This is a genomic window from Streptomyces sp. NPDC040610 (assembly GCF_055594065.1).
Window position 1 is genome coordinate 190,966 of record NZ_JBVIXA010000006.1, and the last position, 22,386, is coordinate 213,351.

The window sequence follows — 22,386 nt, forward strand, 5'->3', positions numbered from 1 at the left end:
AGCGCGACGCCGTACCGCCCCGGCCCCGCCGCACCCTCCGCGAAGCTCCCCGCGCGCCCCTTCGGCACCCGCCGAACACCCCCGCGGCACCAGCCGCGCGCCTCCTCAGGACCAGCCGCGCGCCCCCTCAGTCCCCGCTGCACGCCTCCTCGAAGAAGTCCACATTCTCCTGGAGCGACTTCATCAGGCGGTCCCGCTCGGCCTCGTCGACCGGCACCGGCACCACCTCGGCCGCCTCCGTGAGCCTGCGGAAACCGCCCCGGCTCTCCAGCCGCCCCTGCACCCGGATCGGCAGGCCGACCAGATGCGCCTGCCCCGCGATGCGGTAGTCCTCCTCGTCCAGCACCATCCGGACCTGCGGGACCTCCGCGCCCGCGAGCACCCGCACCCGCACCGTCCCGGCCCCGCGCGGCCCCGACCGCCGCATGCGCACCACGGCCCCGGTGAGCCGCACCGGGACCGACGGCTCGGCGCGCAGATAGCGGGCGCTGGCCTCACGCAGCACGGGCAGGTCCCCGGGCGAGAACTCGACGGGCCCTGCGGCCGCGGCGCAGCCCTCGGGCACTCCGGCGGCGGGTGACCAGGACACTTCGACCCGGGCGCCCTCGGTGCCGCGGACGAGGGCGACGACGGCCTCGACCAGTTCGTGGCTGACGCCCGCGGCGACGGCGCCGTCGAAGGCGTCCATGCCGCCGGTGGCCCGCCGGTAGTCGACGGCCTCGCGGGCGGCGTACAGCGCCTGGTGCAGCCGCACGGCTAGCGGCCGCCCGGCGGCGACCGGGACGAACGCGGTCAGTCGCCGTCCGCCGGGGGCGGGTCCGACGAGGATGTCCTCCAGGAGGGCGGTCGCGGGGCGGCGGTGCCGTGCGCCGTAGTACCCGGCGCGGGCCCGCGCGGCGAGCGCCCCGGCGAGCAGCATCTGGCGCGCGGCGGCCCGCAGGCGTTCCTCGACGGTCCAGGTCGCGGTGCCGGCGGGCCCGCTCGGCACATCGCGCCACCAGCGGATCTCGTCGCTGGGCACGGCGAGGGAGACCAGGACGTCACGGGCGGACGGCGAGGAGCTGCGGGCGAGTGCGGTCAGGGCCTCGCCGATCAGGTCCTCGCAGTCGGGGAAGGCGCGGCTCTCCGGTACGAGCAGGCTGGTGCCGCCGTTGCCGGGTCCTGGCGGCGTCCAGCGGGAGTAGCGGCCGGCGGCGCCGCCGCGGCGGTGCCAGCCGTGCCGGTCGAGCAGCGCGCCGAGCACGGCGGGGTCGACCTGGCCGGGTGCGGGCGGATCGGACCAGAGGCCGGGGGTGTGGACGGGGTGGGGCCGGGGGCCGCGTGGCGGCGCGGGCTCGTCGATCGGGCGGTGCATCAGGGTCTCCCTCCCGTCCCGACCCGCGTCATGATCTCGCAGAGCGCGCGGTCGTCGAAGATCCGCGAGGTCGGGACGCGGACGGTGGTCCTTCGCCTGCCTGTCACCGGGTGTCCGGCGAGGTTGGTCCAGTAGCAGCAGTGCCGCAGGTCGAGCCGGTCGTGCCCGGCGCGCAGCCAGTCGTCGCGGGAGCGGGGCACGATCATCACGACGAGGATCTTGTGCACCGACACGGGGGTGCGGGCGAGCTTCTCCAGGTGCGCGTTGTCCAGCGTGAAGGAGAAGGCGGGCCCGGCCGGTCGGGGCGGTATCTGGTACGTGCACTTGAGCTGCACCTTGATGGTGACTTCGTCGTCGACCGTGTGCCCGGGGGCGCTGTGGCTGACGTGCCAGTCGATGCCGTTGTCCGGAAAGGGCTGGGAGAGCGAGCATCCCGCCGCCGCGGCGACGGCGTGCAGATAGCCCACCTGAAGGGTCTCCATGCAGGCGGTGGTGGCGAGTGTGCCGCGCGGCGGTGCGATCCGCTCGGGCAGCAGCCCACCCTGTTCGGGCTGCGCGAGCGCCATGTTCAACAAGCCTTCCGAACCAGACGTTTCCCCGCTCGGGCCGGTCGATGTCCGTGCCCCGTACCTCTGTTGTCTCCGGGCCGGGTTCGGCGCAAACGGCCCGGGTATCACCAGCGTGGGCAGTTACGCAGGTCAACTGCCGGAGCTGAACGAGGAGTTGCGTCAGGATGACGTGCTGGTACGAGGGCCCATTGGCCGCATTCGACACGGAGACCACGGGTGTCGACGTCGAGACCGACCGGATCGTGTCGGCCGCCGTCGTCGTTCAGAACGGCGCGGGGGCCCGGCCCCGTGTCACCCGCTGGCTGGTGAACCCGGGCGTTCCGGTGCCCGCCGCCGCGACCGCGGTGCACGGGCTCACCCAGGAGCATCTGGAGCACAACGGCCGCTGGCCGGCTCCGGTGATGGAGGAGATAGGGCGCGAGCTGGCGGAGCAGGGCGCGGCGGGCCGGCCGCTGGTGGTGATGAACGCGCCGTTCGATCTGACGCTGTTCGACCGGGAGTTGCGCAGGCATCGCGCCTCGTCGCTCGCGCGGTATCTGGAGAGCCGCCCGCTGTGCGTGCTCGATCCGCGGGTCCTGGACCGCCATCTGGACCGCTATCGCAAGGGCCGCCGCACGCTGTCGGACCTGTGCGCGCACTACGAGGTGGAGCTGACGGGCGCGCACGACGCGGCGGCCGACGCGCAGGCCGCGCTGGATGTCGTCCGTGCGGTGGGGCGCCGTTTCTCGGCCCGGCTCGACCGGCTCTCCCCCGCCGAGCTGCACACGCTGCAGGCGGTGTGGCACGCGGCTCAGGCGCGCGGGCTGCAGGCGTGGTTCGCGCGCAGTGGTACGCCGGAGGCGGTCGATCCCGCGTGGCCGCTGCGGCCCGAACTGCCCGCCGCTGCCTGAGCGTCGGGGCGTCGCCCGCCAGGGTGCGGGCATGAAAAAACCGGTCCGTCGGGGACGGACCGGGATTCTCCGGGTGGGCGATACTGGGTTCGAACCAGTGACCTCTTCGGTGTGAACGAAGCGCTCTCCCACTGAGCTAATCGCCCGGGAACGCACTGAACAATACAGGTCCGGGCGCCGTTGGTTCAAACCGCTTCCAGGTACGCGACGAGTCCCCGCCTCCCCGACCGCATCATCAGGGCGTGGTTGACGAGGAACAGGGGCCGGCCGGGTACGGCGAGGCGCCGCATCAGGGCCTTGCGGACGTCGACCTCCTGGTCGTAGCGCGCCCTGGTGCCGCCGTCGGTGGCGGTGAGCGTCCAGCGCGCCCAGCCGTCGAGGTCGCCGGTCATGGTGACCTCCAGGACCCCTTGCCCGGGGTCGCGGCGGCTCTCCTCGGCGGTGACGACGAGGTCGTACGGGAGCAGTGAGCGCAGGCGCGCGGTGCCGGTGCGGTCGTCGAGGGGGGTCACGGCGCGCACCTGTGGCCACCAGCGCGGGTAGTCCTGGGCCCGCTCCAGGACGGCGTACACCGTCTCGGGGGCCGCGGGCAGATTCCATACGCTGCGGAAGCGGTAATGGCACCAGTCCATGGGGCCAGTCTGCGGCCGGGCCGATTTCCGCGCGACCGAACGGACGGATCGTCAACTCGCAGAAATAGGAACGAGTTATTCCGGAAGGCGCGCACGGGGTGTGAATTCCATGAAAGGCCGTCACATACGGCCGCGTATACGACCCGGCATACATCCGGGCATACGACAGTGGCCCGGAGGCTGTTTCCAGCCTCCGGCCCCCAATCCCGGGTGGGCGATACTGGGTTCGAACCAGTGACCTCTTCGGTGTGAACGAAGCGCTCTCCCACTGAGCTAATCGCCCGGGCGCAGAGAGAACATTACCCCATGTCAGAGGGTGCCCCCGACCACCCCGACCGGGGTGACGCACACCCCGACGGGGCCCGCCTCACTGATCGTTGATCTTCCAGGGCATCTGGATGCCGAACTTCCACAGATAGATCCCGCCGAGGGCCGCGACGATCACCAGCGCGATGCTCGTGAGGATGATGTTGCGGCGGCGGACGCGGGGGTCGAGGGCGCGCTGCGCGGCCTCGGTGACCTTCCGCTTCGTCCAGCGGAGCACCAGCTGCGCCCAGACGAACTCGGTCGCCCAGATCGCCATGCCGCCGAAGATCACGACCCAGCCCGGTCCCGGCAGGGGCAGCATGATGATGCCGGCGACGACCACCGCCAGACCCACGATGAAGACGCCGACCTGCCAGCTCAGGTGCAGCGTCCGGCGGGCCTTGATGAACTCAGGCGCCCGGGACCCGAAGGGCTTCTCGGCTTTGACCTGCTCGGCCACGTCGTCGACGGCGTCGGCCACCTTCGACTCGTCACTCCCCGTATTCATGCCGCCAAACCTTACCGGACAGAAACCCGTCACCGGAATGGCCGTACGAACCAATCGGACAGTCCGCCATACGAGCCACCTAAAGACACCCAAAACTCCCAGAGGGGTTTACAACGGCACCGTAGGTGGCATGTCGATTTCGCCGACGTGCGAATCCCCGAGCGCACACTGAGCGAAAGGCCCTGGCGCTTATGAACACCACGGTCAGCTGCGAGCTGCACCTGCGCCTCGTTGTGTCGAGCGAGTCCTCACTGCCTGTACCCGCAGGACTGCGGTATGACACGGCCGATCCCTATGCCGTGCACGCCACCTTCCACACCGGAGCCGAGGAGACCGTCGAATGGGTGTTTGCCCGCGACCTCCTCGCCGAGGGCCTGCACCGGCCCACCGGCACCGGCGACGTCCGCGTCTGGCCGTCCCGTAGCCACGGTCAGGGCGTCGTCTGCATCGCCCTGAGCTCCCCCGAGGGTGAGGCTCTGCTCGAGGCCCCGGCGCGGGCCCTGGAATCGTTTCTGAAGCGTACCGACGCGGCCGTGCCGCCCGGCACCGAACATCGTCACTTCGATCTCGACACGGAGCTCTCGCACATTTTGGCCGAAAGCTAGTCCGGCCACGGTCCGGGAGCGCAGGGCGCCGTCCGACTCGGGGCGACGGCGCGGGTACGACAACGACATATCGGCAGGCAGCAGGCACCGGCGCCGGTGTCGCGGATTTCCGCGGCGCCGGCGCCGTGGCGTGCGCGGCACGAGCCGCTAGCATCGGCCAGCATCGGGCGGGCGCCAGCCCGACCCCCAGGCCAGGGAGCGAATCGTGCTGATCACCCACGACACCCGGTGTGCGCTCGACGCCGTGGTCGATCTGGTGAACTCCGCGCCAGACGACGAGGGCGCCGCGAGCGCCGGGAGCGGCGCGGCCGCCGACGGACTCGCGGACGTCGCGGCTCTGAACGAGTTCGTGAAGCGCAACGCGATCAGCGACGTCGGCGTGCTCACGGAGCGGGACCTGGCGGGTGTGCGCCGCATCCGCGGCCGCTTCGCCGAGGTCTTCGCGGCCACCGCGCCGCATGTGGCGGCGAGCCTGATCAACGAGCTGATCGCGGCCGCGGGCACCACGCCGCGCCTGACCGACCACGACGGCTACGACTGGCACGTGCACTACTTCGCACCGGGCGCCTCCGTCGCCGACCACCTGGCGGCCGACTGCGGGATGGCGCTGGCCTTCTTCGTCGTCGCGGGCGAGCAGGAACGGCTGCGCCGGTGCGAGGCGCCGGACTGCCGCCGCGCCTTCATCGACCTCTCCCGCAACCGTTCGCGCCGCTACTGCGACAGCCGTACCTGTGGGAACCGTCTGCACGTGGCCGCGTACCGGGCCCGTCGCAGGGAGGCCGCGGGTCTGGAGCAGGACGGGCAGGAGCCCCAGGAGGCGTCGCGGCTAGAGCAGCAGCAGATCGTGCAGTGAGGCCATGAGCAGCAGGCCGCCGATCACCGCCAGAAAGATCATCAGCGGTGGCTGGGAGAGCGCGAAGAGGCAGCCTCGCGGTTCGTCGGCGCTCCCGCGCAGCTCGACGGCGGTTTCCCGCTCGTCGAGCGGGGCGGGATCGCTCTGTGTGGTGGTGTCCAGCATCTCGCGGTGATGATGACGCAGCGCGGCGGCCGCCGCTTACCAACACGCGCGGACCAGGGGGGAGTTCGCCGCATTCCGTGACCTTGGCGGGCCCGGCGCGGCGCACCTGCGAACGGTGTCCGTGGATACGCTCGAACGAGGTCCCGGAATGTGGAACGCGGCGCGGAGGGCGCGCCGCGAGCCGTGCCTGTTCAGTGCTCCCCCAGCGCTTCCTGGGCGCCTCAGATGCCGTGCTTCTTCAGGATGGCCTCGATGTCGCTGAAGTCCTCGCCGCCCGCGGCCTTCTTCTGCTTCTGCCTGGCGGCAGGCGCGGCCTGCGGGCGCGCGGACGGGCCCAGGGAGGGGGCGGACGCGGCGGGGGCGACGGCCTCGCGCTGGGCGGCCTTCGCGGCGGCCCTGCGCTCCTTGCGGGTGCCACCGGAGCGGCGCTCCACCGCGCGGGTCGCCAGGAACAGCAGCCAGGCCGCCCCGAGGACGCCGAAGCCCGTCCACGCGACCGGGCTGAAGGCCGTCTCGGCGGCCCACTCCACGGCCCCGGTCATGACCAGACCGATGGGGACCAGGGAGTACGCGGCCAGGCGGGCGGCGGCGAGGAATCGCTTGCGGTAGGCCGTGACGGCCGCGATGCCGAGGCCGGCCGCGGCTACGGCGGAGCAGATGGTCTCGGCAATCATCCCGGTCCTCCAGGCGTGCGGGCGCGGTGCGGTGTCGCTGGTGTCCCCTCCATCCTGCACCTGGTGGGGCGCCGGAAGCCATGGTCACCGAGGACATCAGGGAGATATCCGGGTCACGACTCCTCCCCAGGTGCCGGTGGGCGGCGCCCCGGGTCCCGGTTGGGGCCCGTCCCCACGGGCTGGGACACTGTGCGCATGAGCGACTCCTCCCCCGCGGCCCCCGCCGTCCCCCTCGTCATCGACATCTGGTGCGAACTGCAGTGCCCCGACTGCCGCACCGCCCTGGACGACGTGAGCGCCCTGCGCGCCCGCTACGGCGACCGTGCCGAGCTGCGGCTCCGCCACTTCCCCCTGGAGAAGCACAAGCACTCCTTCGCCGCCGCGCAGGCCGCCGAGGAGGCCCTGGCGCAGGGCAAGGGCTGGGAGTACGTCGAGGCGGTCCTGGCCCGGGTCGAGGACCTGGACCGCGAGGGCGAACCCCTCCTGGTCGAGGTGGCCCGCGAACTCGGTCTGGACGCGGAGGAGTTCGACACCGCGCTGGTCGACGGCCGGCACATCCTGATCGTCGACGCCGACCAGGCCGAGGGCAAGGCGATCGGGGTCACCGGCACGCCGACGTACGTCGTGGGCGGGGAGCGCCTGGACGGCGGCAAGAGCCAGGACGGCCTGCGCGAGCGCGTCGAGGAGATCGCCGACCGCCTCCTCGCCGGATAGCGGCGGCCCGGGTCGGCGCCGGCCCGCCGGACAGGCCCTAGAGCAGCGGCTTGTACACGGAGTACGCCGTCACCTCGTAGCCCAGCGACTCGTACAGGCGCAGGGCCGGGGTGTTGCCCGCGAAGACGTTCAGGCCGACGCGGCTCTTGCCCGCTTCCAGGCACTGCCGTTCGGCGAGGAGCATCAGGGCGCGGCCGTACCCCCGGCCGCGGTGCTCGCCGCGGACCTCGATGTCGTACACGAAGTTCTCACTGCCGCGCTCCGCGACCCACAGGGTGCCGACGACCTCGTCCGCGTGGATCAGGACGCTGAGCCGGGCGCCGGGGGTCGCGAGGCCGTCGGCGAGGGAACTGTTCAGGTCCGCCTCGACCTTGGCCTGCGCCTGCGCCGCCGGGACGCCCCGGTCGATCCAGTCCTGCGCGTAGGTGGCCTTGGAGTACGCGATCCACGCCGCGTACTCCTCCTCCGTCATCGCGCGTGCCGTCGTGTCCCCCGGCAGCTCGGGCGGGCTCAGGGGCAACGGCTTGGTCATCTGGCGGTTGCGCTCCACATAGCCGAGCGCCGTGGCAAGAGCGAGGGCGCCGGGGGCGCCCGCGGGCACGGAGGCCTCGATCCGGGCGCAGCCCCAGCCCCGCGCGACCTCCTCGGCGGCGAGCGCCGCCACCGTGGCGCGGCCCCGCCCGCGGTCGGGGGCGTCGATGCGCAGGTCCAGGATCTCGGCGACGTCCGCCCCGAAGGCGGCGCTCGTGGCCAGCTTTATCCGGCCGACGGGGCGGCTGTTCACGCAGACGTCGTAGTCGCGCGACTTGGCGCCCTTGGAGCTCTCGTGGAGCGGCCCGGACGGCCGCAGGGTCGTGGTCATCACGGGAGTTGTACCCACTGAGCGCCGCCGCGTCATCCGGATTTACGCCCCGCACGCCCCGAGCGCCGTCCGCGCCCGCCCGCGGCCGCTCGTCCCCTACGGGTCGAGGTCGTTCCCCGCGCGCTCCTCGAAGACCCGCATCGCCTTGGCCGTCACCGGGCCGGGCGCGCCCGGCAGTTGGCGGTCGTCGACGCGGTGCACACCCTGCACGTCGCGCAGTGTCGAGGTCAGGAAGACCTCGTCGGCGCGGTCCAGGACGTCGAGCGGCAGATCGGTCTCGTGGGCACCGGTCCACTCCACGGTCAGCGCGCGCGTGATCCCGGCGAGGCACCCGGAGGACACCGGCGGCGTGTGGATCTCGCCGTCGAGCACGACGAAGACGTTCGACCCGGTGCCCTCGCACAGCTGCCCCACCGTGTTGGCGAACAGCGCCTCCGTGGCGCCCTGTTCGGTGGCGCGGGCGAGGGCGACGACGTTCTCCGCGTACGAGGTGGTCTTCAGGCCGGTCAGGGCGCCGCGTTCGTTGCGGGTCCAGGGGACGGTGATCACGGCGGTGGAGTCGGGGCGGCGGCCGGCCTCGCCGAGGGCGACGACGAGCGTGGGGCCCTGGTCGCCGCGGTCGGAGCCGAGCGGCGAGAGCCCTCCGGTGTACGTGACGCGCAGCCGCCCGAGCGCCATCGGGTTGGCGTCCAGGACGGCGGCGCAGGCGCGCCGCACCTCGTCCAGATCCGGCTCGGGCAGGCCGAGGCCGCGGGCGGAGCGGGCCAGCCGGTCCAGGTGGCGGGTCAGCGCGAACGGCCGCCCGGCGACCGCCTTCACGGTCTCGAAGATGCCGTCGCCGACGGTGAGGCCGTGGTCGAGCACGGAGACCCGCGCGGAGTCGAGATCCTGCAGGCCGCCGTTGAGCCAAATCTTCACGAGGGGGGTCCTTCACTGGATGTGTACGTGCCCGAGGCTACCTTCAGCAGCCGTTCGGCCTTCAGTTCCGTCTCGCGCCACTCGCCCTCGGGGTCCGAGCCCCAGGTGATCCCCGCCCCCGTACCGAACCGCAGCACGCCTTCGCCCCGGTCGATCCAGAACGTCCGGATGCCGACGGCCAGCTCACCGGTGCGCCGGTCCGCGTCGACCCAGCCGATGCCGCCGCAGTAGGGGCCGCGCGGCGCCGTCTCCAGGGCGTCGATGACACGCAGGGCGCTGGATTTCGGGGCGCCGGTCACGGAGCCGGGCGGGAAGGTGGCGGCGAGCAGGGCGGGCCAGCCCGCGTCGGGTCGCAGCTCGCCGCGGACGGTGGAGACGAGGTGGACGAGGCCCGGGTGCTTCTCGACGACGCACAGGTCGGGGACGGTCACCGTGCCGGTCCCGCAGACGCGGCCCAGGTCGTTGCGGACCAGGTCGACGATCATGACGTTCTCGGCGTAGTCCTTCTCCAGGAGGTCCGCCTCGGTGCGCCCGGTGCCCTTGATGGGCCCCGACTCGACGACATCGCCCGCGCGGCGCAGGAACAGCTCGGGCGACGCCGTGGCTATCTCCACGCCGTGGCCGGGCAGGCGAATCGTTCCGGCGTACGGGGCGGGGTTCCCGCGCGCGAGCAGCGCCGTGAGGGCGTCCACGTCGGCACCCTCGGCGACCGGCGCGGACAGCACGCGGCAGAGGTTCGCCTGGTACACGTCCCCGGCCGCGATGTGCTCGCGGACGCGGCGCACGCCTTCCGTGTACGCGGCGCGGTCGAGCGACGACGTCCAGTCACCGGCGGCCGGGCCGCGCCAGGCGCCCGGGACCGGCGCCGGGACGGGTTCTTCGCGCACCCGCCCGAAGCGCGCACACACCAGACGGCCCTCGAAGTCCGCGGACACCGCCCAGAAGCCCGCGGACTCCAGGGCGGAAGGGTCGCTGGTCACGTCCCGGAGATCGGTCGCGACGAGGCCGCCGAAGCGCGCCAGAGGAGACAGGTCGTGCACGGCTGCGAGTCTATGGCCGGTGTCCCGAGCGCGCCCCGGGCCCCGGCGAGGAGGTGACCAGCGCAGCACGCTGCGCAAACGCGTTTTTGTACTGGCCCAGGAATCCGCTAGAGTTCAACACGTCGCCGGGACGCGGAAGCGGACCGGGAAAGACAAGCGGACGTAGCTCAGTTGGTAGAGCGCAACCTTGCCAAGGTTGAGGTCGCCAGTTCGAACCTGGTCGTCCGCTCGCAGGAACCGCGGGGGATCTTCCCGAACCCCCGTAACTCCTGGTGGAGTGGCCGAGAGGCGAGGCAACGGCCTGCAAAGCCGTCTACACGGGTTCAAATCCCGTCTCCACCTCCAAGGACGATTAGCTCAGCGGGAGAGCGCTTCCCTGACACGGAAGAGGTCACTGGTTCAATCCCAGTATCGTCCACTGGAATCTCTGATCATGGACTTTTGATCATGCAGAGGTTTCCCCGCGCGATTAGCTCAGCGGGAGAGCGCTTCCCTGACACGGAAGAGGTCACTGGTTCAATCCCAGTATCGCGCACGCAGTACGCCCCACCAGCTTCTGCATCTGCAGGTTGACCTGCGCGATTAGCTCAGCGGGAGAGCGCTTCCCTGACACGGAAGAGGTCACTGGTTCAATCCCAGTATCGCGCACCAGCTCCACGAAGCCCCCGGCCGTCTCCACGGCCGGGGGCTTCGTCGTGTGTCGCTCGGGTCGTGCGTGGCTCAGGAGGAGAAGAGCATGTGCCCGAAGCTCTTGTGCCGCTTGTGGCCGTGGTGACCGTGGCCGTGGTGACCGGCGTGCGGGGCGCCCCAGGCGGGCGCGGGCGCCGCCGGGTAGGCCGGGGCCGCCGGTGGGGCCTGCGGGGGCTGGTGACCGTTCCACTGGCTCTCGAGCCGCGTCAGCGCCTCGAGCTCGCCGTAGTCGAGGAAGATCCCGCGGCAACCACTGCACTGCTCGATCTGGACGCCATTGCGGTTGTACGTGTGCATCGGTGCGTGGCACTTGGGGCACTGCATGGTCGGCTCAACTCCTCGCCGGTCGTGACTGATTCGCCGGATGTCTGCCCGGCTGTGGTGCAGTGCACCCTACTTCGCGCAGGTCGGAGCCAAGTCGGGCGGTACGGCGGCCATCCGGCGGCAGGCGTCCACGAGTGTCTCCTCGACCTCGTCGAGGGCCCGCTCCCCCGCCACCGCCTTGGCGATCGCCAGCGCCGCCGTCTGCACGGTCAGCGCCCGGGCCGGCACGTCCAGGGCGGGCCAGGGGTCCCCGCCGTCGGCGGGCACGGCGGGGCCGCCCGCCGCGCGGTAGGCGTTCAGGAACGACGTCCACTCCTCGGGCAGCAGCAGCCCGCAGGCGTACCAGGCCGCGGGGCGGGCCAGGTCCCAGGCCGGGTTGCCGGTGCCCAGGTCGTCGATGTCGATGAGCAGCCACCGGCCGTCGGGCGTACGGACGAGCTGGCCGAGGTGCAGATCGCCGTGGCACAGGTGCGGCGGGCCCGGGTAGGGGGCCTCGTCGCGGGCCCAGGGCGGCAGGACCGCCCACGCCCGCTCCACCGGGGACGCGGCGGGGTGCGGGGCGGCGGCGCGCATGCGGGCCACGGCGCGGGCCGCCTTCTCGGGGCCGCGCATCGACGGGAGCCCGGCCGGGAACCGGGTGGGCGGGGTGCGGTGCAGCCGGGCCAGGAGGGCGGCCACCGCCTCCCAGGGGGCCGCGTCCGGGTCGTCGCGGTCCACCGGGGTGCCGTGCGGCCAGAGGGTGACCAGGCGGTCGTGGAGGCGGTCGGGCCGCGGGGACAGCGGGGCGAGGAGGGTGTCCGCGAGGTCGGGGTGGGCGGCCGCGGCGAGCCGGGCCGCCAGGGTGGGTTCGGGGGTGCCGGGGGCGTGCGCCTTCGCCACGACCTGGGCGTGCCGGACGACGGTGGCGTCCGGGCGGTCGGCGAGGACGCCGTGCGGGTCGCTGCAGGCGCAGTCGTCGCTGTGGCGGGCCCTGAGTCTGGCCTGGGCGGTCAGGGCGGGCAGCAGGGCGGTCACGGGTCCCCCGGGGTGTGGCTGTGCGTCTCGCGTGAGAGTACGGGACGCGGGCGGGGTGGACGGCCCGGTCCGGTGCCGTGGCTCGCCCCTGCCCGAAAAGGCGGTCGCCCGGGACCTGGAGAAGCGTCGCCCGGGACCTGGAGAAGCACGGTCGCCCGGGGCCGGAGAAGAAACGGTCGCCCGGCGCCCGGAGGAGAAGCCGGAAAAGAAACAGCCCGCGCAGCTCCCCAGCTGCGCGGGCTGTTGTGCCGTCCGCCGCACCCCCGTCCCCACGGGGTTTCATGGCCGGATGTCCCCGCCCGGACCGCTCTTCCGGGCCTGGGGCGCCGCTCAGCGCCCCAGCATCACGCCCACGGACGACGCTTGTGTGACCACTGCCTCCCAGCCGCCGAACGCGACCGTGAGCAGGGCTGCCAGGGGGAGGACCATGAGCGTGGCCACCAGCGGGTGGCGCGTTCCTGAAGGACGCACGCCCAAGCTGGAGAGCTTCCGCCCCTGGGTGCGGATCATCGTCCGCGGCGCGGTGTCAGCCATGGTTCTCTCCCTTCCTGACCTTGTTGGTTGTGCTGTGGGTCCTGCTGGTGGTGCTTGGTGGTGAAGCTGGCAGCGGCGGGTGTCTGACCTCGGGGGACGAGTGCTGCACCCGCCGCTTGACCTCAAATCTAGGTCCCACGGGCGCGCCGGGCGTCATGCCCTCGTACCGATTGGCTGGCCTCCCCGAGGATGACCGGTCGTCACACAAGTACTCCCGTGGGTGGAGACGAGGACCTAGGACTCAGGGTCTTCCCCGAGGGGGCGCCCGGGCCGCTCGGAGCTGTCCTCCCTCGGGACGGGCTGCTCCACGAGGGCCAGGACTCGGGACGCCATGAAGCGCGCTGTGCGGACAACAGAGCCTCCCCCACTGCCTAAACGGCGTGGGGGCACCCCCAGCGCGTGACTTCGCTCACTTCCACCACTGCCCTGCGGACGGCCGTCTCGACCCGGCGGCCCACCCGGCTCGCCACCACTTCGTACGTACGTGTTGTGTCGCCGGCGTCCACCACTGTCTCCACGCGGTCACCCTTCACGCGATCAATCCCCCTTCAGCGACGGCTGGTTGGGCGGCCGGGCGGCGGCGGGAGCCCGGTGCGCCGCGGTACCTGACCACTTTTCAAGTTTCCCACCAGGCACTGACAATCGGTCGGCCCGCGAGGGCGCGGCCTCTGCACGTGCCCGGCCACGGAAACGTAAGCTGTGGCTCGTCAGACGGACCGGGCAGCGGGGATGAACATGGCGATGATGCGCCTGAGGCGCGAGGACCCGCGTGTCGTCGGCTCGTTCAGGCTGCACAGGCGGCTGGGTGCCGGCGGGATGGGCGTGGTCTATCTGGGCTCCGACCGCCGCGGCCAGCGCGTCGCCCTGAAGGTCATCCGGCCTGATCTGGCGGAGGACCAGGAGTTCCGCTCCCGCTTCGCCCGGGAGGTCTCGGCCGCCCGGCGCATCCGCGGCGGCTGCACCGCCCGGCTCGTCGCCGCCGATCTGGAGGCCGACCGCCCCTGGTTCGCGACGCAGTACGTCCCCGGGCCCTCGCTGCACGACAAGGTCGCCGCCGAGGGTCCGCTGGCCGCGGCCGAGGTCGCCGTCGTCGGCTCCGCGCTGTCCGAGGGGCTCGTCGCCGTGCACGAGGCCGGTGTCGTGCACCGCGACCTCAAGCCGTCCAACATCCTGCTGTCCCCGAAGGGGCCGCGGATCATCGACTTCGGGATCGCCTGGGCGACGGGCGCCTCGACCCTGACCCACGTCGGCACGGCCGTCGGCTCGCCCGGCTTCCTCGCCCCCGAGCAGGTGCGCGGCGCCGCCGTCACGCCCGCCACCGACGTGTTCGCGCTCGGTGCCACGCTGGCGTACGCCGCGATGGCCGACTCGCCCTTCGGGCACGGCAGTTCCGAAGTGATGCTGTACCGGGTCGTGCACGAGGAGGCCCAGCTCCAGGGGGTGCCGGACGCGCTCGCTCCGCTGCTGCGGGCCTGTCTCGCCAAGGACCCGGAGGAACGTCCCAGCACGCTCCAACTGTCGCTGCGGCTCAAGGAGATCGCGGCCCGCGAGGCGCAGGGCCTCAGCGATGTGCGGCCGCCCGCGCCCCGCCAGGATCAGGACCGGCCGACGCTCACCGACGCGTACGGCGAGTACGGCGGTGTCGACACGGAGCACGGGGAGTTCGGGACCGGCTCCTCGCGCCCCGGCGCCCCGCGCACCGGAGGTCCCCGGACCGGAGGATCCCGCACGGGTGGGCCCCGCACGGGCGACCCGCGCACCGGGGGCTCACGGACGGGCGGCTCCCGCACCGGTGGGTCGCGTACCGGCGGGTCCCGTACGGGAGGGTCCCGCACCGGCGGTTCGCAGTCCGGCTCACGGCCCTCGGCGCCGCGTGACCCCTCGCGTCCGGGCGGTCGGCCCGCGCCCCGCAGCGGCACGGGGCGGAAGGGGCCGCGCGGCACGGGCACCGGCCTCCGGCCCGCCAATCCGCGGCTGCTTCGGCAGCGGCTCTTCGTGTTCGTCGTCGTGACGCTGCTGGTCGCGCTGGGGATCGCCGCGGCGCAAGGGTGCCAGGGGCCCGCGCGCGGGCTCGGCGCCGACCGTGACGGGCACGGGGTGAGCGTCGTGGTCGTACCGGAGCAGGCACAGCAGCCCGAGCGGGCGCGGCACCCGGAGCGGGTGGACCGGGCCGCGGGCGGCCCGCAGCGCTGACCCGGCCGCCCGGGCTCAAGGCACCGGGCGTACCGTCCCTTCCCCGTGGGGGCTCAGGCCCCCGGGCGTCCCGTCGCCACCGCGTAGAAGGCGACCGCAGCCGCCGCGCCCACGTTGAGCGAGTCCACGCCGTGCGCCATCGGGATGCGGACCCATTCGTCGGCGGCGACCAGGGCCTGCCTGGACAGGCCGTCGCCCTCCGCGCCGAGCATCAGCGCGACCCGGTCCATGCGGTGGGGCGCCGCCTCGTCGAGGGTCTTCGCCTTCTCGTCCGGGGTGAGGGCGAGCAGGTTGAAGCCCGCCTCCCGGACGCCTTCGAGGCCCTTGGGCCAGGAGTCGAGGCGAGCGTACGGCACGGAGAAGACCGCCCCCATGGAGACCTTCACCGAGCGGCGGTAGAGCGGGTCGGCGCAGTCCGGTGAGAGCAGGACCGCGTCCATGCCGAGGGCGGCGGCGGAGCGGAAGATCGCGCCGATGTTCGTGTGGTCGTTCACCGCCTCCATCACCACCACGCGGCGGTGCGACCGGAGGAGTTCCTCGGCCGTGGGCAGCGGCTTGCGCTGCATGGAGGCGAGGGCGCCGCGGTGCACGTGGTAGCCGGTGACCCGCTCGGCGAGGTCGGGGCTGACCGCGTACACGGGCGCCGGGACCTCGTCGATGACGTCGCGCATGACGTCGACCCACTTGGCGGAGAGCAGCATCGAGCGCATCTCGTAGCCCGCGAGCTTGGCGCGCCGGATCACCTTCTCGCCCTCGGCGATGAACAGGCCCTCGGCGGGCTCGCGCTTGCGGCGCAGCTCGACGTCGGTCAGGCCCGTGTAGTCGCGCAGGCGGGGGTCGTCGGGATCTTCGATGGTGAGGAGATCGGCCACAGGGTGATACTGCCTTGTCCGGGGTGAGGTGCCAACGGCTGGGAACCAGTTCCGTTACCGGTGGTTACGTTGGTGCGGTCGGGGTGGTCGGAGGTCCGGGACCGGACCTCGGTCAGGCGGGCGGGGCGGGGTTGAGCGCGGCCACCTCGCCGATCACGATGACCGCGGGGGGCCGCACCTCGTGGGTGTGCACCGCCTCGGCGACCGTCGCGAGGGTGGCGTCGACGCGGCGCTGGGCCGCCGTCGTGCCCTCCTGGATCAGGGCGACCGGGGTGTCCTGCGGCTTGCCGTGGGCGGTGAGGGTCTCGGCGATGCGACCGATCTTGTCGACGCCCATCAGGATCACCAGGGTGCCGCGGAGCCTCGCGAGTGCCGCCCAGTCGACGAGGGACCGCTCGTCGTCGGGGGCCACATGGCCGCTGACCACGGTGAACTCATGGGCCACGCCCCGGTGGGTCACGGGGATGCCCGCCGCGCCCGGCACCGAGATCGAGCTGGAGATGCCCGGTACGACCGTGCAGGGGATGCCGGCCTCGGCGAGCGCCTGGGCCTCCTCCATGCCGCGGCCGAAGACGAAGGGGTCGCCGCCCTTGAGGCGCACCACCGCCTTGCCCTGCTTCGCGTGCTCGATCAGGGCGTTGTTGATGGCCTCCTGCGCCATGAAGCGGCCGTACGGGATCTTCGCCGCGTCGATCACCTCGACGTGCGGCGGAAGTTCGTCGAGGAGGTCGCGCGGGCCGAGCCGGTCGGCGATGACGACGTCGGCCTCGGCGAGCAGGCGGCGGCCGCGGACCGTGATCAGGTCCGGGTCGCCGGGGCCGCCGCCGACGAGGGCCACGCCGGGGGTGCGGGTGCGGTGGTGCGGGGCGACGAGGGTGCCGTCGCGCAGGCCTTCCACCACCGCGTCGCGGATGGCGGCCGTGCGGCGCGGGTCGCGGCCCTTGGCCTCGGTGGTGAGGACGGCCACGGTGACGCCCTCGCTGTGGCCGGTGGCCGGGGTCCAGGCCGTCGCCGCGTCGGCGTCGTCGGAGCGTACGCACCAGACGCGGTGGCGGTCGGCCTCTTCGGACGCGGCGGCGTTGGCGGCGGGGTCGCTGGTGGCGATCAGGGCGTACCAGGCGTCGGCGAGGTCGCCGTCCGCGTAGGCCCTGCGCTCCCAGGTGATCTCGCCCGTGTCGGCCATCGCCTCGACCGAGGGGGTTGCCTCCGGCGATACGAGGAGGAGGTCGGCGCCCGCCGCGATCAGGGCCGGGAGGCGGCGCTGGGCCACCTGGCCGCCGCCCAGGACGACTACGCGGCGGCCGGTGAGGCGGAGGCCTACGGGGTAGGCGGGGTGTGCGGGGACCATGGGGTGCGCCTTTCCTTGGGGCGGGGGTGGGGGCTCGGGGGGTGGGGGGCCTTGCCGGGGGCTCCCCAATCCCACCCCTTCCCGAAACTGGGGGCTCCGCCCCCAGACCCCCGCTCCTCAAACGCCGGAGGGGCTATATATGTCGCCGGTGTAGCAAGGTCTTTAGCCCGTCCGGCGTTTGAGGACGAGGCGCGGAGCGCCGATCAGCGGGGGGCCGGGGGCGGCAGCCCCCGGGTTCGGGAAGGGGCGGGACTACTTCTCCGTCACGCCCGCCGAGTCGAACGTCGCCACCTCGTGCATCGCCCTCGCGGCACTCTGCACCACCGGCAGCGCGAGGAGCGCGCCGGTGCCTTCGCCGAGGCGGAGGTCCAGGTCGACCAGGGGGCGCAGGCCGAGCTTGTTGAGGGCGGCCACGTGGCCCGGTTCGGCGCTGCGGTGGCCCGCGATGCAGGCCGCGAGGACCTCGGGGGCGATGGCGCGGGCGACCAGGGCCGCCGCGCCCGCGCTGACGCCGTCGAGGATGACGGGGGTGCGCAGGGAGGCGCCGCCGAGGAGGAGGCCCACCATCGCCGCGTGTTCGAGGCCGCCGATGGCCGCGAGGACGCCGATGGGGTCGGCCGGGTCCGGTTGGTGCAGGTCGAGGGCGCGGCGGACGACCTCGACCTTGCGGGCGTGCATCTCGTCGTTGATGCCCGTGCCGCGGCCGGTGACCTCGGCGGGGTCGGTGTCGGTGTAGACCGAGATCAGGGCGGCGGACGCGGTGGTGTTCGCGATGCCCATCTCGCCGGTGAGCAGGGCCTTGTTGCCTGCCGCGACCAGGTCGCGGGCCGTCTCGATGCCCACCTCGATGGCGGCCTTGACCTCCTCGCGGGAGAGCGCGGGGCCGGTGGTCATGTCGGCCGTACCGGCGCGGATCTTGCGCGGCAGCAGGCCAGGCGTTGCGGGCAGTTCGCTGGCGACGCCCACGTCGATGACGCAGACCTCGGCGCCGACCTGGTTGGCGAAGGCGTTGCAGACGGCACCGCCGCCGAGGAAGTTGGCGACCATCTGGGCGGTCACTTCCTGGGGCCAGGACGTGACGCCCTGGGCGTGCACGCCGTGGTCGCCCGCGAAGATCGCGACGGCCGCGGGCTCGGGGATCGGCGGCGGGCACATCCGGGACAGGCCGCTGAGCTGCGCGGAGATGATCTCCAGCATGCCCAGGGCGCCCGCGGGCTTCGTCATGCGTTTCTGGCGTTCCCACGCCTCGCCGAGCGCCTTGGCGTCCAGCGGGCGGATGTTGCCGACGGTCTCGGCGAGCAGGTCGTGCGGGTCCTCGCCGGGCAGTGCGCGGCGGCCGTACGTCTCCTCGTGCACGACCCAGGACAGCGGGCGCCGCTTGGACCAGCCCGCCTGCATCAGCTCCGGCTCCTCCGGGAACTCGTCGACGTACCCGACACACAGGTACGCGACGACCTCCAGGTGCTCCGGCAGGCCGAGCGCGCGGACCATCTCGCGCTCGTCGAAGAAGCTGACCCAGCCGACGCCGAGGCCTTCGGCGCGGGCGGCGAGCCACAGGTTCTCGACGGCGAGCGCCGAGGAGTACGGGGCCATCTGCGGCTGAGTGTGCCGGCCGAGGGTGTGGCGGCCGCCGCGGGTGGGGTCGGCGGTGACGACGATGTTCACCGGGGTGTCGAGGATGGCCTCGATCTTCAGTTCCTTGAACTGCTTGGCGCGGCCCTTGGGCAGGGACTTCGCGTACGCCTCACGCTGGCGCTGGGCCAGTTCGTGCATGGTGCGCCGGGTCTCGGCGGACTTGATGACGACGAAGTCCCAGGGCTGGGAGTGGCCGACCGACGGGGCCGTGTGCGCGGCCTCCAGGACGCGGAGCAGCACCTCGTGCGGGATGGGGTCGCCACGGAAGCCGTTGCGGATGTCGCGGCGCTCGCGCATGACGCGCAGCACGGCCTCGCGTTCGGCGTCGGCGTAGCCCGGCGCGGGCGGCTCCACCGCGGTGTCGGCGGCGGGGGCCAGGGGTTCGGCGAGGTCGGGGTCGCCGTCGGTGCCGTCGGCGTCTTCCGGGCCTTCGGTGAGCAGCAGGGGCTGCGGGGAGCCTTCCTGGCCCGCCTGGTCGGCGGGGGTGGACAGGTCCTCGGGCGCGTCGGCGTCGACCAGAACGGCCTGGTCTGCCGGGGTGGCCGGAGCGGGCTGCTCGGGGTGGCTTGCGGGGTCGGTCGGTCCGGCCGGGTGAGGTGCGTGCATCGGCTCGTCGGGGTCGGTCGTCTCCGGGGCGGACGGGAAGGGGGTGCCGTCCTCCGCCGCGTCGACGGGTGCGGGTGCCGCCGTCCCGGCGGGCTCGGCGGTGGGCCGGGCTCCGTCGCGGGGTGCGGGCACGGTGGCTGCGGGCTGCTGCCCGGTCTCGTGGGGCGTGCCGGGTACGGGTTCCGCTTCCGGCTCGGCGCCCGGGGTGGTGTCGGCCTGCTCCGGGGTGATGTCCGCGGGGGCGGGCGCGTCGTGGCCGCCGGTCTCGTCCGACGGCTGCGGCGCGAAGTACTCCGGCGGTACGGAGAGGGGGCGCGGCGGGGTCGGCGCGAGGTGCGGGGTGGTCGGCACCTGGCCGTCGACCGGCACGAACTGGCCGATGGGCGCGGCCTCTTGGACCTCGACGAACGGCTGCCCGGAGCCGTCGCCGTCCGGCATCCAGGTGGCCCCGGCGATGTGGGGCCCCTGCCCGGCGTGCGCGTCCGGCCACGGCTGCGCGGCATCGGGCGCCTGCGGGGCGACGGCAGCGTGCGGGGCCGGGGCGTGCGGGGCGGCGCCGAGCTGCTCCTGCGCGGGCGAGCCGGGCGAGCCGAGGGTGCCGACGGGGGTCGGGGCGCCCGGGTGGGCTCCGGGTGCGGGGGCTTCCCCCGAGGGTGCGGCCTGCGGGAGCGGGGGCGCGGCGGACGCGGGGGCGGGTGCGATCAGGAGCTCGGGACCTTCGGGTGCGGTCGGGGACTCCGGGGCGGAGGGGGTCGCCACGGCGTCCTGAGCTGCGCTGCCGATGCCGGACGCATCCGCTCCGGTATGTGGCTCGGCCGGGGGCACGGACGGAGGTGTCGGCTCGGTCGAGGGCATCGGCTCGGCCGGGGCCACCGAGGCGGCCGGGGCGTCGACGGTGCCGTCGCCCGGGACCGGGGCGTCCGCGGGGGCGGGCGTGGGCGCGGCGGGGCCGACCGGGGCTGCGGCGACGGCTTCGGCGGCGACGGCTTCCGCTGCGGCCGGGGCAGGCGTGGTCGCGGGCGCGGGCGTCGAGACGTGCGTGGCCGCGTCCGCGGTGTGCGCGGCGGGCGACGGTACGCCCGGGGTGCCGGGTGCGGGTGTGGCGCCCGGAGCGTGCGCCGACTGCGCGGCGTGCGCCTCGGCGGCGACCTGCGCTGCCGGGGTCGCGTGCGGGGCGCCGCCCGCGTCGGGTGCACCCGATGCCTCCATCACGCCGGGGGCGTGCGGGGCGGGCGCGGGGGTCGAGGTGTCCGTGGGGCCTGCCGGGTCGACCGGGGCCCCGGCCTGCGCCGGACCGTCGGCCGTCGCGGGGTCGGCGGACGCCGTCTGGTCGGCGCTCGCTTCGGGGCCCGCGGGTGCCGCCGGACCGTCGGCCGGGGCGGAGCCATCGACCGGGGCGGGGCCGCCCGCCGCCGGGACGGAGTCGTCGGCCGGGGCAGAGCTGTCCCCCGGAACGGAGTTGTCGGCCACGACAGGGCCACCCGGCTGCGCGACGCCGTCCACGGGGACCGTGCCGTCCAGCGGAACCAAGCCGTCCCCCGGAACCGCACCGTCCACCTGGACCGCACCGCCCACCGAAGCGGCACCGCCCACGGGGACACCGCCCACCGGCACGCTGCCGTCCACGGGAACGCCGCCCACCGGAGCTCCGCCGTCCACCGGAACGGAACCACTGACCGGAGCAGCGCCACCGACCGGCACGGCCCCACTCACCGGAGCAGCACCACCAACCGGAACAGCCCCACTCACCGGAACAGAGCCACTTATCGGCCCCGACCCATCCACCGGCACCGCGCTGTCCATCGGAACCAGGCCGTCCATCGGCCCACCCCCGTCACCCGCCACCGACGCGTCGGCCGGAACCGGAGCGACGCCGTGCCCACCGGATACAGCTGTGACGTCTGTGGCACCGGAGTTCCCAGCGACGCCCGAGTGCCCCGCGACGCCAGAGGTCCCAGCGACACCGGAGTTCCCTGCGGCACCGGAGTTCCCAGCGACACCGGAGCCCTCAGCGACACCCGAGTCCCCCGTGACCACGGAGACCCCCGTGACCCCCGTGACCCCCGCGCCCACTGGGACGACCGTTTCTGCTGCCGCCCCCTGGGGGTTCTGCGGCTGCGGTGTCCACGGTGCGGCCGCCTGCGGCGGGATCTCGCCGAGCTGCGGCCCGGCCAGCGCGCCCGCGTCGTCACGCGGGATGTCGAGGTATTCGGGGCCCGCGGTCGGCGGGCCCGCGTGCCGGACGGGCATGGGGTGCGGCGTGCCGCCCGCGGGGCCACGATCGGCCAGCGAGCGCACGGGGCTCCCGGCGCCGTCGGGCACGGCGGGCGCGGCCGGGCCGCGGTGCAGCGGGCGCCGGGTGGGGCTGTGCTGCGCGGCGGGGGCGGCGCCGTGGGAGGCGTGCAGGGGGACGCCGGTGAGGTCGACGGAACCGCTGTCCCGGCCCGACGTCTCGTGCGGTCCGGGCTGGTGGGCGAAGGCCGGACGGCCGGTGCCCGCGAGGCCGTTCTGGCCGCTCTGCGCGTCGGCGGCCACGGCCTGGCCGACGGCGGCCTGGCCCGCGTACGCCTGACCGGCGGTCGCGTCGGCGTACGGCTGGGCGGCGGCCTGCTGGTCCCCGGACCCGGGCTGCGCGGGCACGCCCTGGACCGTCCCCGGCTGCCCGCCCGGCTGCGCGGTCTGTGCCTCGCTCCACGCGCCCTGGGCACCCGGCATCAGCAGCAGGTCGTCGTCCTCGGCGGGGTTCTCGGAGGGGTCGGCGAAGGTGTACGCCGCCGGGGCCTGCACGCCCGGCTGCTCCACCCTGCCTGCGCTCTCCGGCAGTCCCTCACCCGGGACCTGGCCGGTGTCGGTCATGCGTACCCCTCGCCCATCGGTTAGTCCTTCTTTGACCGCCCGTCATCAACAACGAGCGCACGTGCCGCGCGGCACGCATCGCGTACGGTCCACAGGCATTGTCGCGGTAGCACCGCCGCCGTGGCAGCTTGATCGGCCACGGTCCGCTGTGGACTGCGCCACGTCGCGCGCCCCGCGGTCCGCCGTACCACACGCACCCCCCAAAACGGGCGAGCTTTCCGGAC

20 protein-coding genes, 7 tRNA genes and 1 pseudogene are annotated in these 22,386 nt (G+C 73.8%); 10 read left to right on the plus strand and 18 right to left on the minus strand.

Annotated elements, in window-relative coordinates:
* Positions 1 to 127: 127 nt before the first annotated feature.
* Together ACZ6AA_RS22220 and ACZ6AA_RS22225 are read right to left on the minus strand one after the other, a co-directional pair.
* The gene (locus ACZ6AA_RS22220) at positions 128 to 1,357 is read right to left on the minus strand and encodes a hypothetical protein (protein WP_471459811.1); all 1,230 of its coding nucleotides are present in this window, start codon (positions 1,355 to 1,357) and stop codon (positions 128 to 130) included.
* Positions 1,354 to 1,920 carry a DUF4365 domain-containing protein gene (locus ACZ6AA_RS22225; RefSeq protein WP_030360522.1) on the minus strand — a complete coding sequence of 189 codons (567 nt, stop codon included), beginning with the start codon at positions 1,918 to 1,920 and terminating at the stop codon, positions 1,354 to 1,356. Before ACZ6AA_RS22225 ends, ACZ6AA_RS22220 begins: the two co-directional genes overlap by 4 nt.
* A gap of 167 nt (positions 1,921 to 2,087) precedes the next feature.
* Here ACZ6AA_RS22225 and ACZ6AA_RS22230 point away from each other — a divergent pair, with 167 nt between their 5' ends.
* Positions 2,088 to 2,813 (plus strand): exonuclease domain-containing protein, encoded by a 726-nt coding sequence (locus ACZ6AA_RS22230; RefSeq protein WP_468453198.1) that lies wholly within the window; start codon positions 2,088 to 2,090, stop codon positions 2,811 to 2,813.
* A gap of 74 nt (positions 2,814 to 2,887) precedes the next feature.
* Here the strand turns inward: ACZ6AA_RS22230 and ACZ6AA_RS22235 are convergent.
* The 4 genes from ACZ6AA_RS22235 to ACZ6AA_RS22250 form a co-directional block, all read right to left on the minus strand.
* A tRNA-Val gene (locus tag ACZ6AA_RS22235) sits at positions 2,888 to 2,959 on the minus strand.
* Between the two features lie 39 nt (positions 2,960 to 2,998).
* Complete coding sequence (locus ACZ6AA_RS22240; RefSeq protein WP_471459575.1) at positions 2,999 to 3,445, minus strand: SRPBCC family protein; 447 nt, start codon at positions 3,443 to 3,445, stop codon at positions 2,999 to 3,001.
* Between the two features lie 211 nt (positions 3,446 to 3,656).
* Positions 3,657 to 3,728, minus strand: a tRNA-Val gene (locus ACZ6AA_RS22245).
* An 84-nt stretch (positions 3,729 to 3,812) separates the two neighbouring features.
* On the minus strand, positions 3,813 to 4,259 hold the full coding sequence (locus tag ACZ6AA_RS22250) for a TIGR02611 family protein (RefSeq protein ID WP_468453194.1): 447 nt from the start codon (positions 4,257 to 4,259) through the stop codon (positions 3,813 to 3,815).
* A gap of 191 nt (positions 4,260 to 4,450) precedes the next feature.
* On the opposite strand from ACZ6AA_RS22250, the gene ACZ6AA_RS22255 reads away from it, so the two are divergent.
* On the plus strand, positions 4,451 to 4,864 hold the full coding sequence (locus tag ACZ6AA_RS22255) for an SsgA family sporulation/cell division regulator (RefSeq protein WP_003959770.1): 414 nt from the start codon (positions 4,451 to 4,453) through the stop codon (positions 4,862 to 4,864).
* A gap of 205 nt (positions 4,865 to 5,069) precedes the next feature.
* On the plus strand, positions 5,070 to 5,717 hold the full coding sequence (locus ACZ6AA_RS22260) for a CGNR zinc finger domain-containing protein (RefSeq protein ID WP_468480707.1): 648 nt from the start codon (positions 5,070 to 5,072) through the stop codon (positions 5,715 to 5,717).
* Here the strand turns inward: ACZ6AA_RS22260 and ACZ6AA_RS22265 are convergent.
* Positions 5,691 to 5,882, minus strand: coding sequence for a hypothetical protein (locus ACZ6AA_RS22265; RefSeq protein ID WP_468453190.1), 192 nt, complete (start codon positions 5,880 to 5,882; stop codon positions 5,691 to 5,693). The two genes, ACZ6AA_RS22260 and ACZ6AA_RS22265, sit on opposite strands and share 27 nt — an antisense overlap.
* A gap of 221 nt (positions 5,883 to 6,103) precedes the next feature.
* Entirely contained in the window at positions 6,104 to 6,556 is a 453-nt protein-coding gene (locus ACZ6AA_RS22270; protein ID WP_468453188.1) for a hypothetical protein, read from the minus strand.
* A 195-nt stretch (positions 6,557 to 6,751) separates the two neighbouring features.
* On the opposite strand from ACZ6AA_RS22270, the gene ACZ6AA_RS22275 reads away from it, so the two are divergent.
* Complete coding sequence (locus ACZ6AA_RS22275; protein ID WP_468453186.1) at positions 6,752 to 7,270, plus strand: DsbA family protein; 519 nt, start codon at positions 6,752 to 6,754, stop codon at positions 7,268 to 7,270.
* A 37-nt stretch (positions 7,271 to 7,307) separates the two neighbouring features.
* Here ACZ6AA_RS22275 and ACZ6AA_RS22280 read toward each other — a convergent pair whose 3' ends face one another.
* The 3 genes from ACZ6AA_RS22280 to ACZ6AA_RS22290 form a co-directional block, all read right to left on the minus strand.
* Positions 7,308 to 8,132 (minus strand): GNAT family N-acetyltransferase, encoded by an 825-nt coding sequence (locus ACZ6AA_RS22280; protein WP_468480706.1) that lies wholly within the window; start codon positions 8,130 to 8,132, stop codon positions 7,308 to 7,310.
* Between the two features lie 96 nt (positions 8,133 to 8,228).
* A complete protein-coding gene (locus tag ACZ6AA_RS22285; protein ID WP_468453182.1) occupies positions 8,229 to 9,050 on the minus strand; it encodes an aminotransferase class IV in 822 nt (273 codons plus the stop codon).
* Positions 9,047 to 10,090 carry a chorismate-binding protein gene (locus ACZ6AA_RS22290; RefSeq protein WP_471459579.1) on the minus strand — a complete coding sequence of 348 codons (1,044 nt, stop codon included), beginning with the start codon at positions 10,088 to 10,090 and terminating at the stop codon, positions 9,047 to 9,049. The genes ACZ6AA_RS22285 and ACZ6AA_RS22290 overlap by 4 nt, the downstream gene beginning before the upstream one ends.
* 156 nt (positions 10,091 to 10,246) lie before the next feature.
* Between ACZ6AA_RS22290 and ACZ6AA_RS22295 the strand changes: the two genes are divergently transcribed.
* The 5 genes from ACZ6AA_RS22295 (at position 10,247) to ACZ6AA_RS22315 (ending at position 10,741) form a co-directional block, all read left to right on the plus strand.
* A tRNA-Gly gene (locus ACZ6AA_RS22295) sits at positions 10,247 to 10,319 on the plus strand.
* Positions 10,320 to 10,361: 42 nt separating this feature from the next.
* Positions 10,362 to 10,435: transfer RNA gene (locus tag ACZ6AA_RS22300), tRNA-Cys, on the plus strand.
* A 1-nt stretch (position 10,436) separates the two neighbouring features.
* Positions 10,437 to 10,508 (plus strand) — tRNA-Val (locus ACZ6AA_RS22305).
* 45 nt (positions 10,509 to 10,553) lie between these two features.
* Positions 10,554 to 10,625, plus strand: a tRNA-Val gene (locus tag ACZ6AA_RS22310).
* A gap of 41 nt (positions 10,626 to 10,666) precedes the next feature.
* A tRNA-Val gene (locus tag ACZ6AA_RS22315) sits at positions 10,667 to 10,741 on the plus strand.
* Between the two features lie 69 nt (positions 10,742 to 10,810).
* Here the strand turns inward: ACZ6AA_RS22315 and ACZ6AA_RS22320 are convergent.
* The 4 genes and pseudogenes from ACZ6AA_RS22320 to ACZ6AA_RS22335 all read right to left on the minus strand — a co-directional run bounded on the left by ACZ6AA_RS22320 (position 10,811) and on the right by ACZ6AA_RS22335 (position 13,185).
* Positions 10,811 to 11,104, minus strand: a complete 294-nt coding sequence (locus ACZ6AA_RS22320) for a TFIIB-type zinc ribbon-containing protein (protein ID WP_468453178.1) — start codon at positions 11,102 to 11,104, stop codon at positions 10,811 to 10,813.
* Positions 11,105 to 11,173: 69 nt separating this feature from the next.
* Positions 11,174 to 12,118, minus strand: coding sequence for an aminoglycoside phosphotransferase family protein (locus tag ACZ6AA_RS22325; RefSeq protein ID WP_468453176.1), 945 nt, complete (start codon positions 12,116 to 12,118; stop codon positions 11,174 to 11,176).
* Positions 12,119 to 12,448: 330 nt separating this feature from the next.
* Positions 12,449 to 12,652 carry a hypothetical protein gene (locus tag ACZ6AA_RS22330; protein ID WP_030360535.1) on the minus strand — a complete coding sequence of 68 codons (204 nt, stop codon included), beginning with the start codon at positions 12,650 to 12,652 and terminating at the stop codon, positions 12,449 to 12,451.
* Positions 12,653 to 12,886: 234 nt separating this feature from the next.
* Positions 12,887 to 13,185 (minus strand): annotated as a pseudogene (locus tag ACZ6AA_RS22335) (hypothetical protein).
* 196 nt (positions 13,186 to 13,381) lie between these two features.
* On the opposite strand from ACZ6AA_RS22335, the gene ACZ6AA_RS22340 reads away from it, so the two are divergent.
* Positions 13,382 to 14,845: a serine/threonine-protein kinase gene (locus ACZ6AA_RS22340; RefSeq protein WP_468453498.1), complete on the plus strand. Its 1,464-nt coding sequence runs from the start codon at positions 13,382 to 13,384 to the stop codon at positions 14,843 to 14,845.
* 53 nt (positions 14,846 to 14,898) lie between these two features.
* Here ACZ6AA_RS22340 and ACZ6AA_RS22345 read toward each other — a convergent pair whose 3' ends face one another.
* The 3 genes from ACZ6AA_RS22345 to cobT form a co-directional block, all read right to left on the minus strand.
* Positions 14,899 to 15,717, minus strand: a complete 819-nt coding sequence (locus ACZ6AA_RS22345) for a TrmH family RNA methyltransferase (RefSeq protein WP_468453174.1) — start codon at positions 15,715 to 15,717, stop codon at positions 14,899 to 14,901.
* 112 nt (positions 15,718 to 15,829) lie between these two features.
* A complete protein-coding gene (gene cobA / locus ACZ6AA_RS22350; RefSeq protein ID WP_471459582.1) occupies positions 15,830 to 17,065 on the minus strand; it encodes a uroporphyrinogen-III C-methyltransferase in 1,236 nt (411 codons plus the stop codon).
* 252 nt (positions 17,066 to 17,317) lie between these two features.
* Positions 17,318 to 22,162: a nicotinate-nucleotide--dimethylbenzimidazole phosphoribosyltransferase gene (gene cobT, locus ACZ6AA_RS22355; protein WP_471459584.1), complete on the minus strand. Its 4,845-nt coding sequence runs from the start codon at positions 22,160 to 22,162 to the stop codon at positions 17,318 to 17,320.
* Between the last annotated feature and the right edge of the window lie 224 nt (positions 22,163 to 22,386).

Bases quoted from the DNA above. Each gene is read 5' to 3' on its own strand.
- ACZ6AA_RS22230 (WP_468453198.1), top strand. From the start codon at position 2,088: ATGACGTGCTGGTACGAGGGCCCATTGGCCGCATTCGACACGGAGACC.
- ACZ6AA_RS22330 (WP_030360535.1), bottom strand. From the start codon at position 12,652: ATGGCTGACACCGCGCCGCGGACGATGATCCGCACCCAGGGGCGGAAG.
- ACZ6AA_RS22275 (WP_468453186.1), top strand. From the start codon at position 6,752: ATGAGCGACTCCTCCCCCGCGGCCCCCGCCGTCCCCCTCGTCATCGAC.
- ACZ6AA_RS22240 (WP_471459575.1), bottom strand. From the start codon at position 3,445: ATGGACTGGTGCCATTACCGCTTCCGCAGCGTATGGAATCTGCCCGCG.
- ACZ6AA_RS22225 (WP_030360522.1), bottom strand. From the start codon at position 1,920: ATGGCGCTCGCGCAGCCCGAACAGGGTGGGCTGCTGCCCGAGCGGATC.
- cobT (WP_471459584.1), bottom strand. From the start codon at position 22,162: ATGACCGACACCGGCCAGGTCCCGGGTGAGGGACTGCCGGAGAGCGCA.
- ACZ6AA_RS22250 (WP_468453194.1), bottom strand. From the start codon at position 4,259: ATGAATACGGGGAGTGACGAGTCGAAGGTGGCCGACGCCGTCGACGAC.
- cobA (WP_471459582.1), bottom strand. From the start codon at position 17,065: ATGGTCCCCGCACACCCCGCCTACCCCGTAGGCCTCCGCCTCACCGGC.
- ACZ6AA_RS22265 (WP_468453190.1), bottom strand. From the start codon at position 5,882: ATGCTGGACACCACCACACAGAGCGATCCCGCCCCGCTCGACGAGCGG.
- ACZ6AA_RS22255 (WP_003959770.1), top strand. From the start codon at position 4,451: ATGAACACCACGGTCAGCTGCGAGCTGCACCTGCGCCTCGTTGTGTCG.
- ACZ6AA_RS22270 (WP_468453188.1), bottom strand. From the start codon at position 6,556: ATGATTGCCGAGACCATCTGCTCCGCCGTAGCCGCGGCCGGCCTCGGC.
- ACZ6AA_RS22280 (WP_468480706.1), bottom strand. From the start codon at position 8,132: ATGACCACGACCCTGCGGCCGTCCGGGCCGCTCCACGAGAGCTCCAAG.
- ACZ6AA_RS22320 (WP_468453178.1), bottom strand. From the start codon at position 11,104: ATGCAGTGCCCCAAGTGCCACGCACCGATGCACACGTACAACCGCAAT.
- ACZ6AA_RS22340 (WP_468453498.1), top strand. From the start codon at position 13,382: ATGAACATGGCGATGATGCGCCTGAGGCGCGAGGACCCGCGTGTCGTC.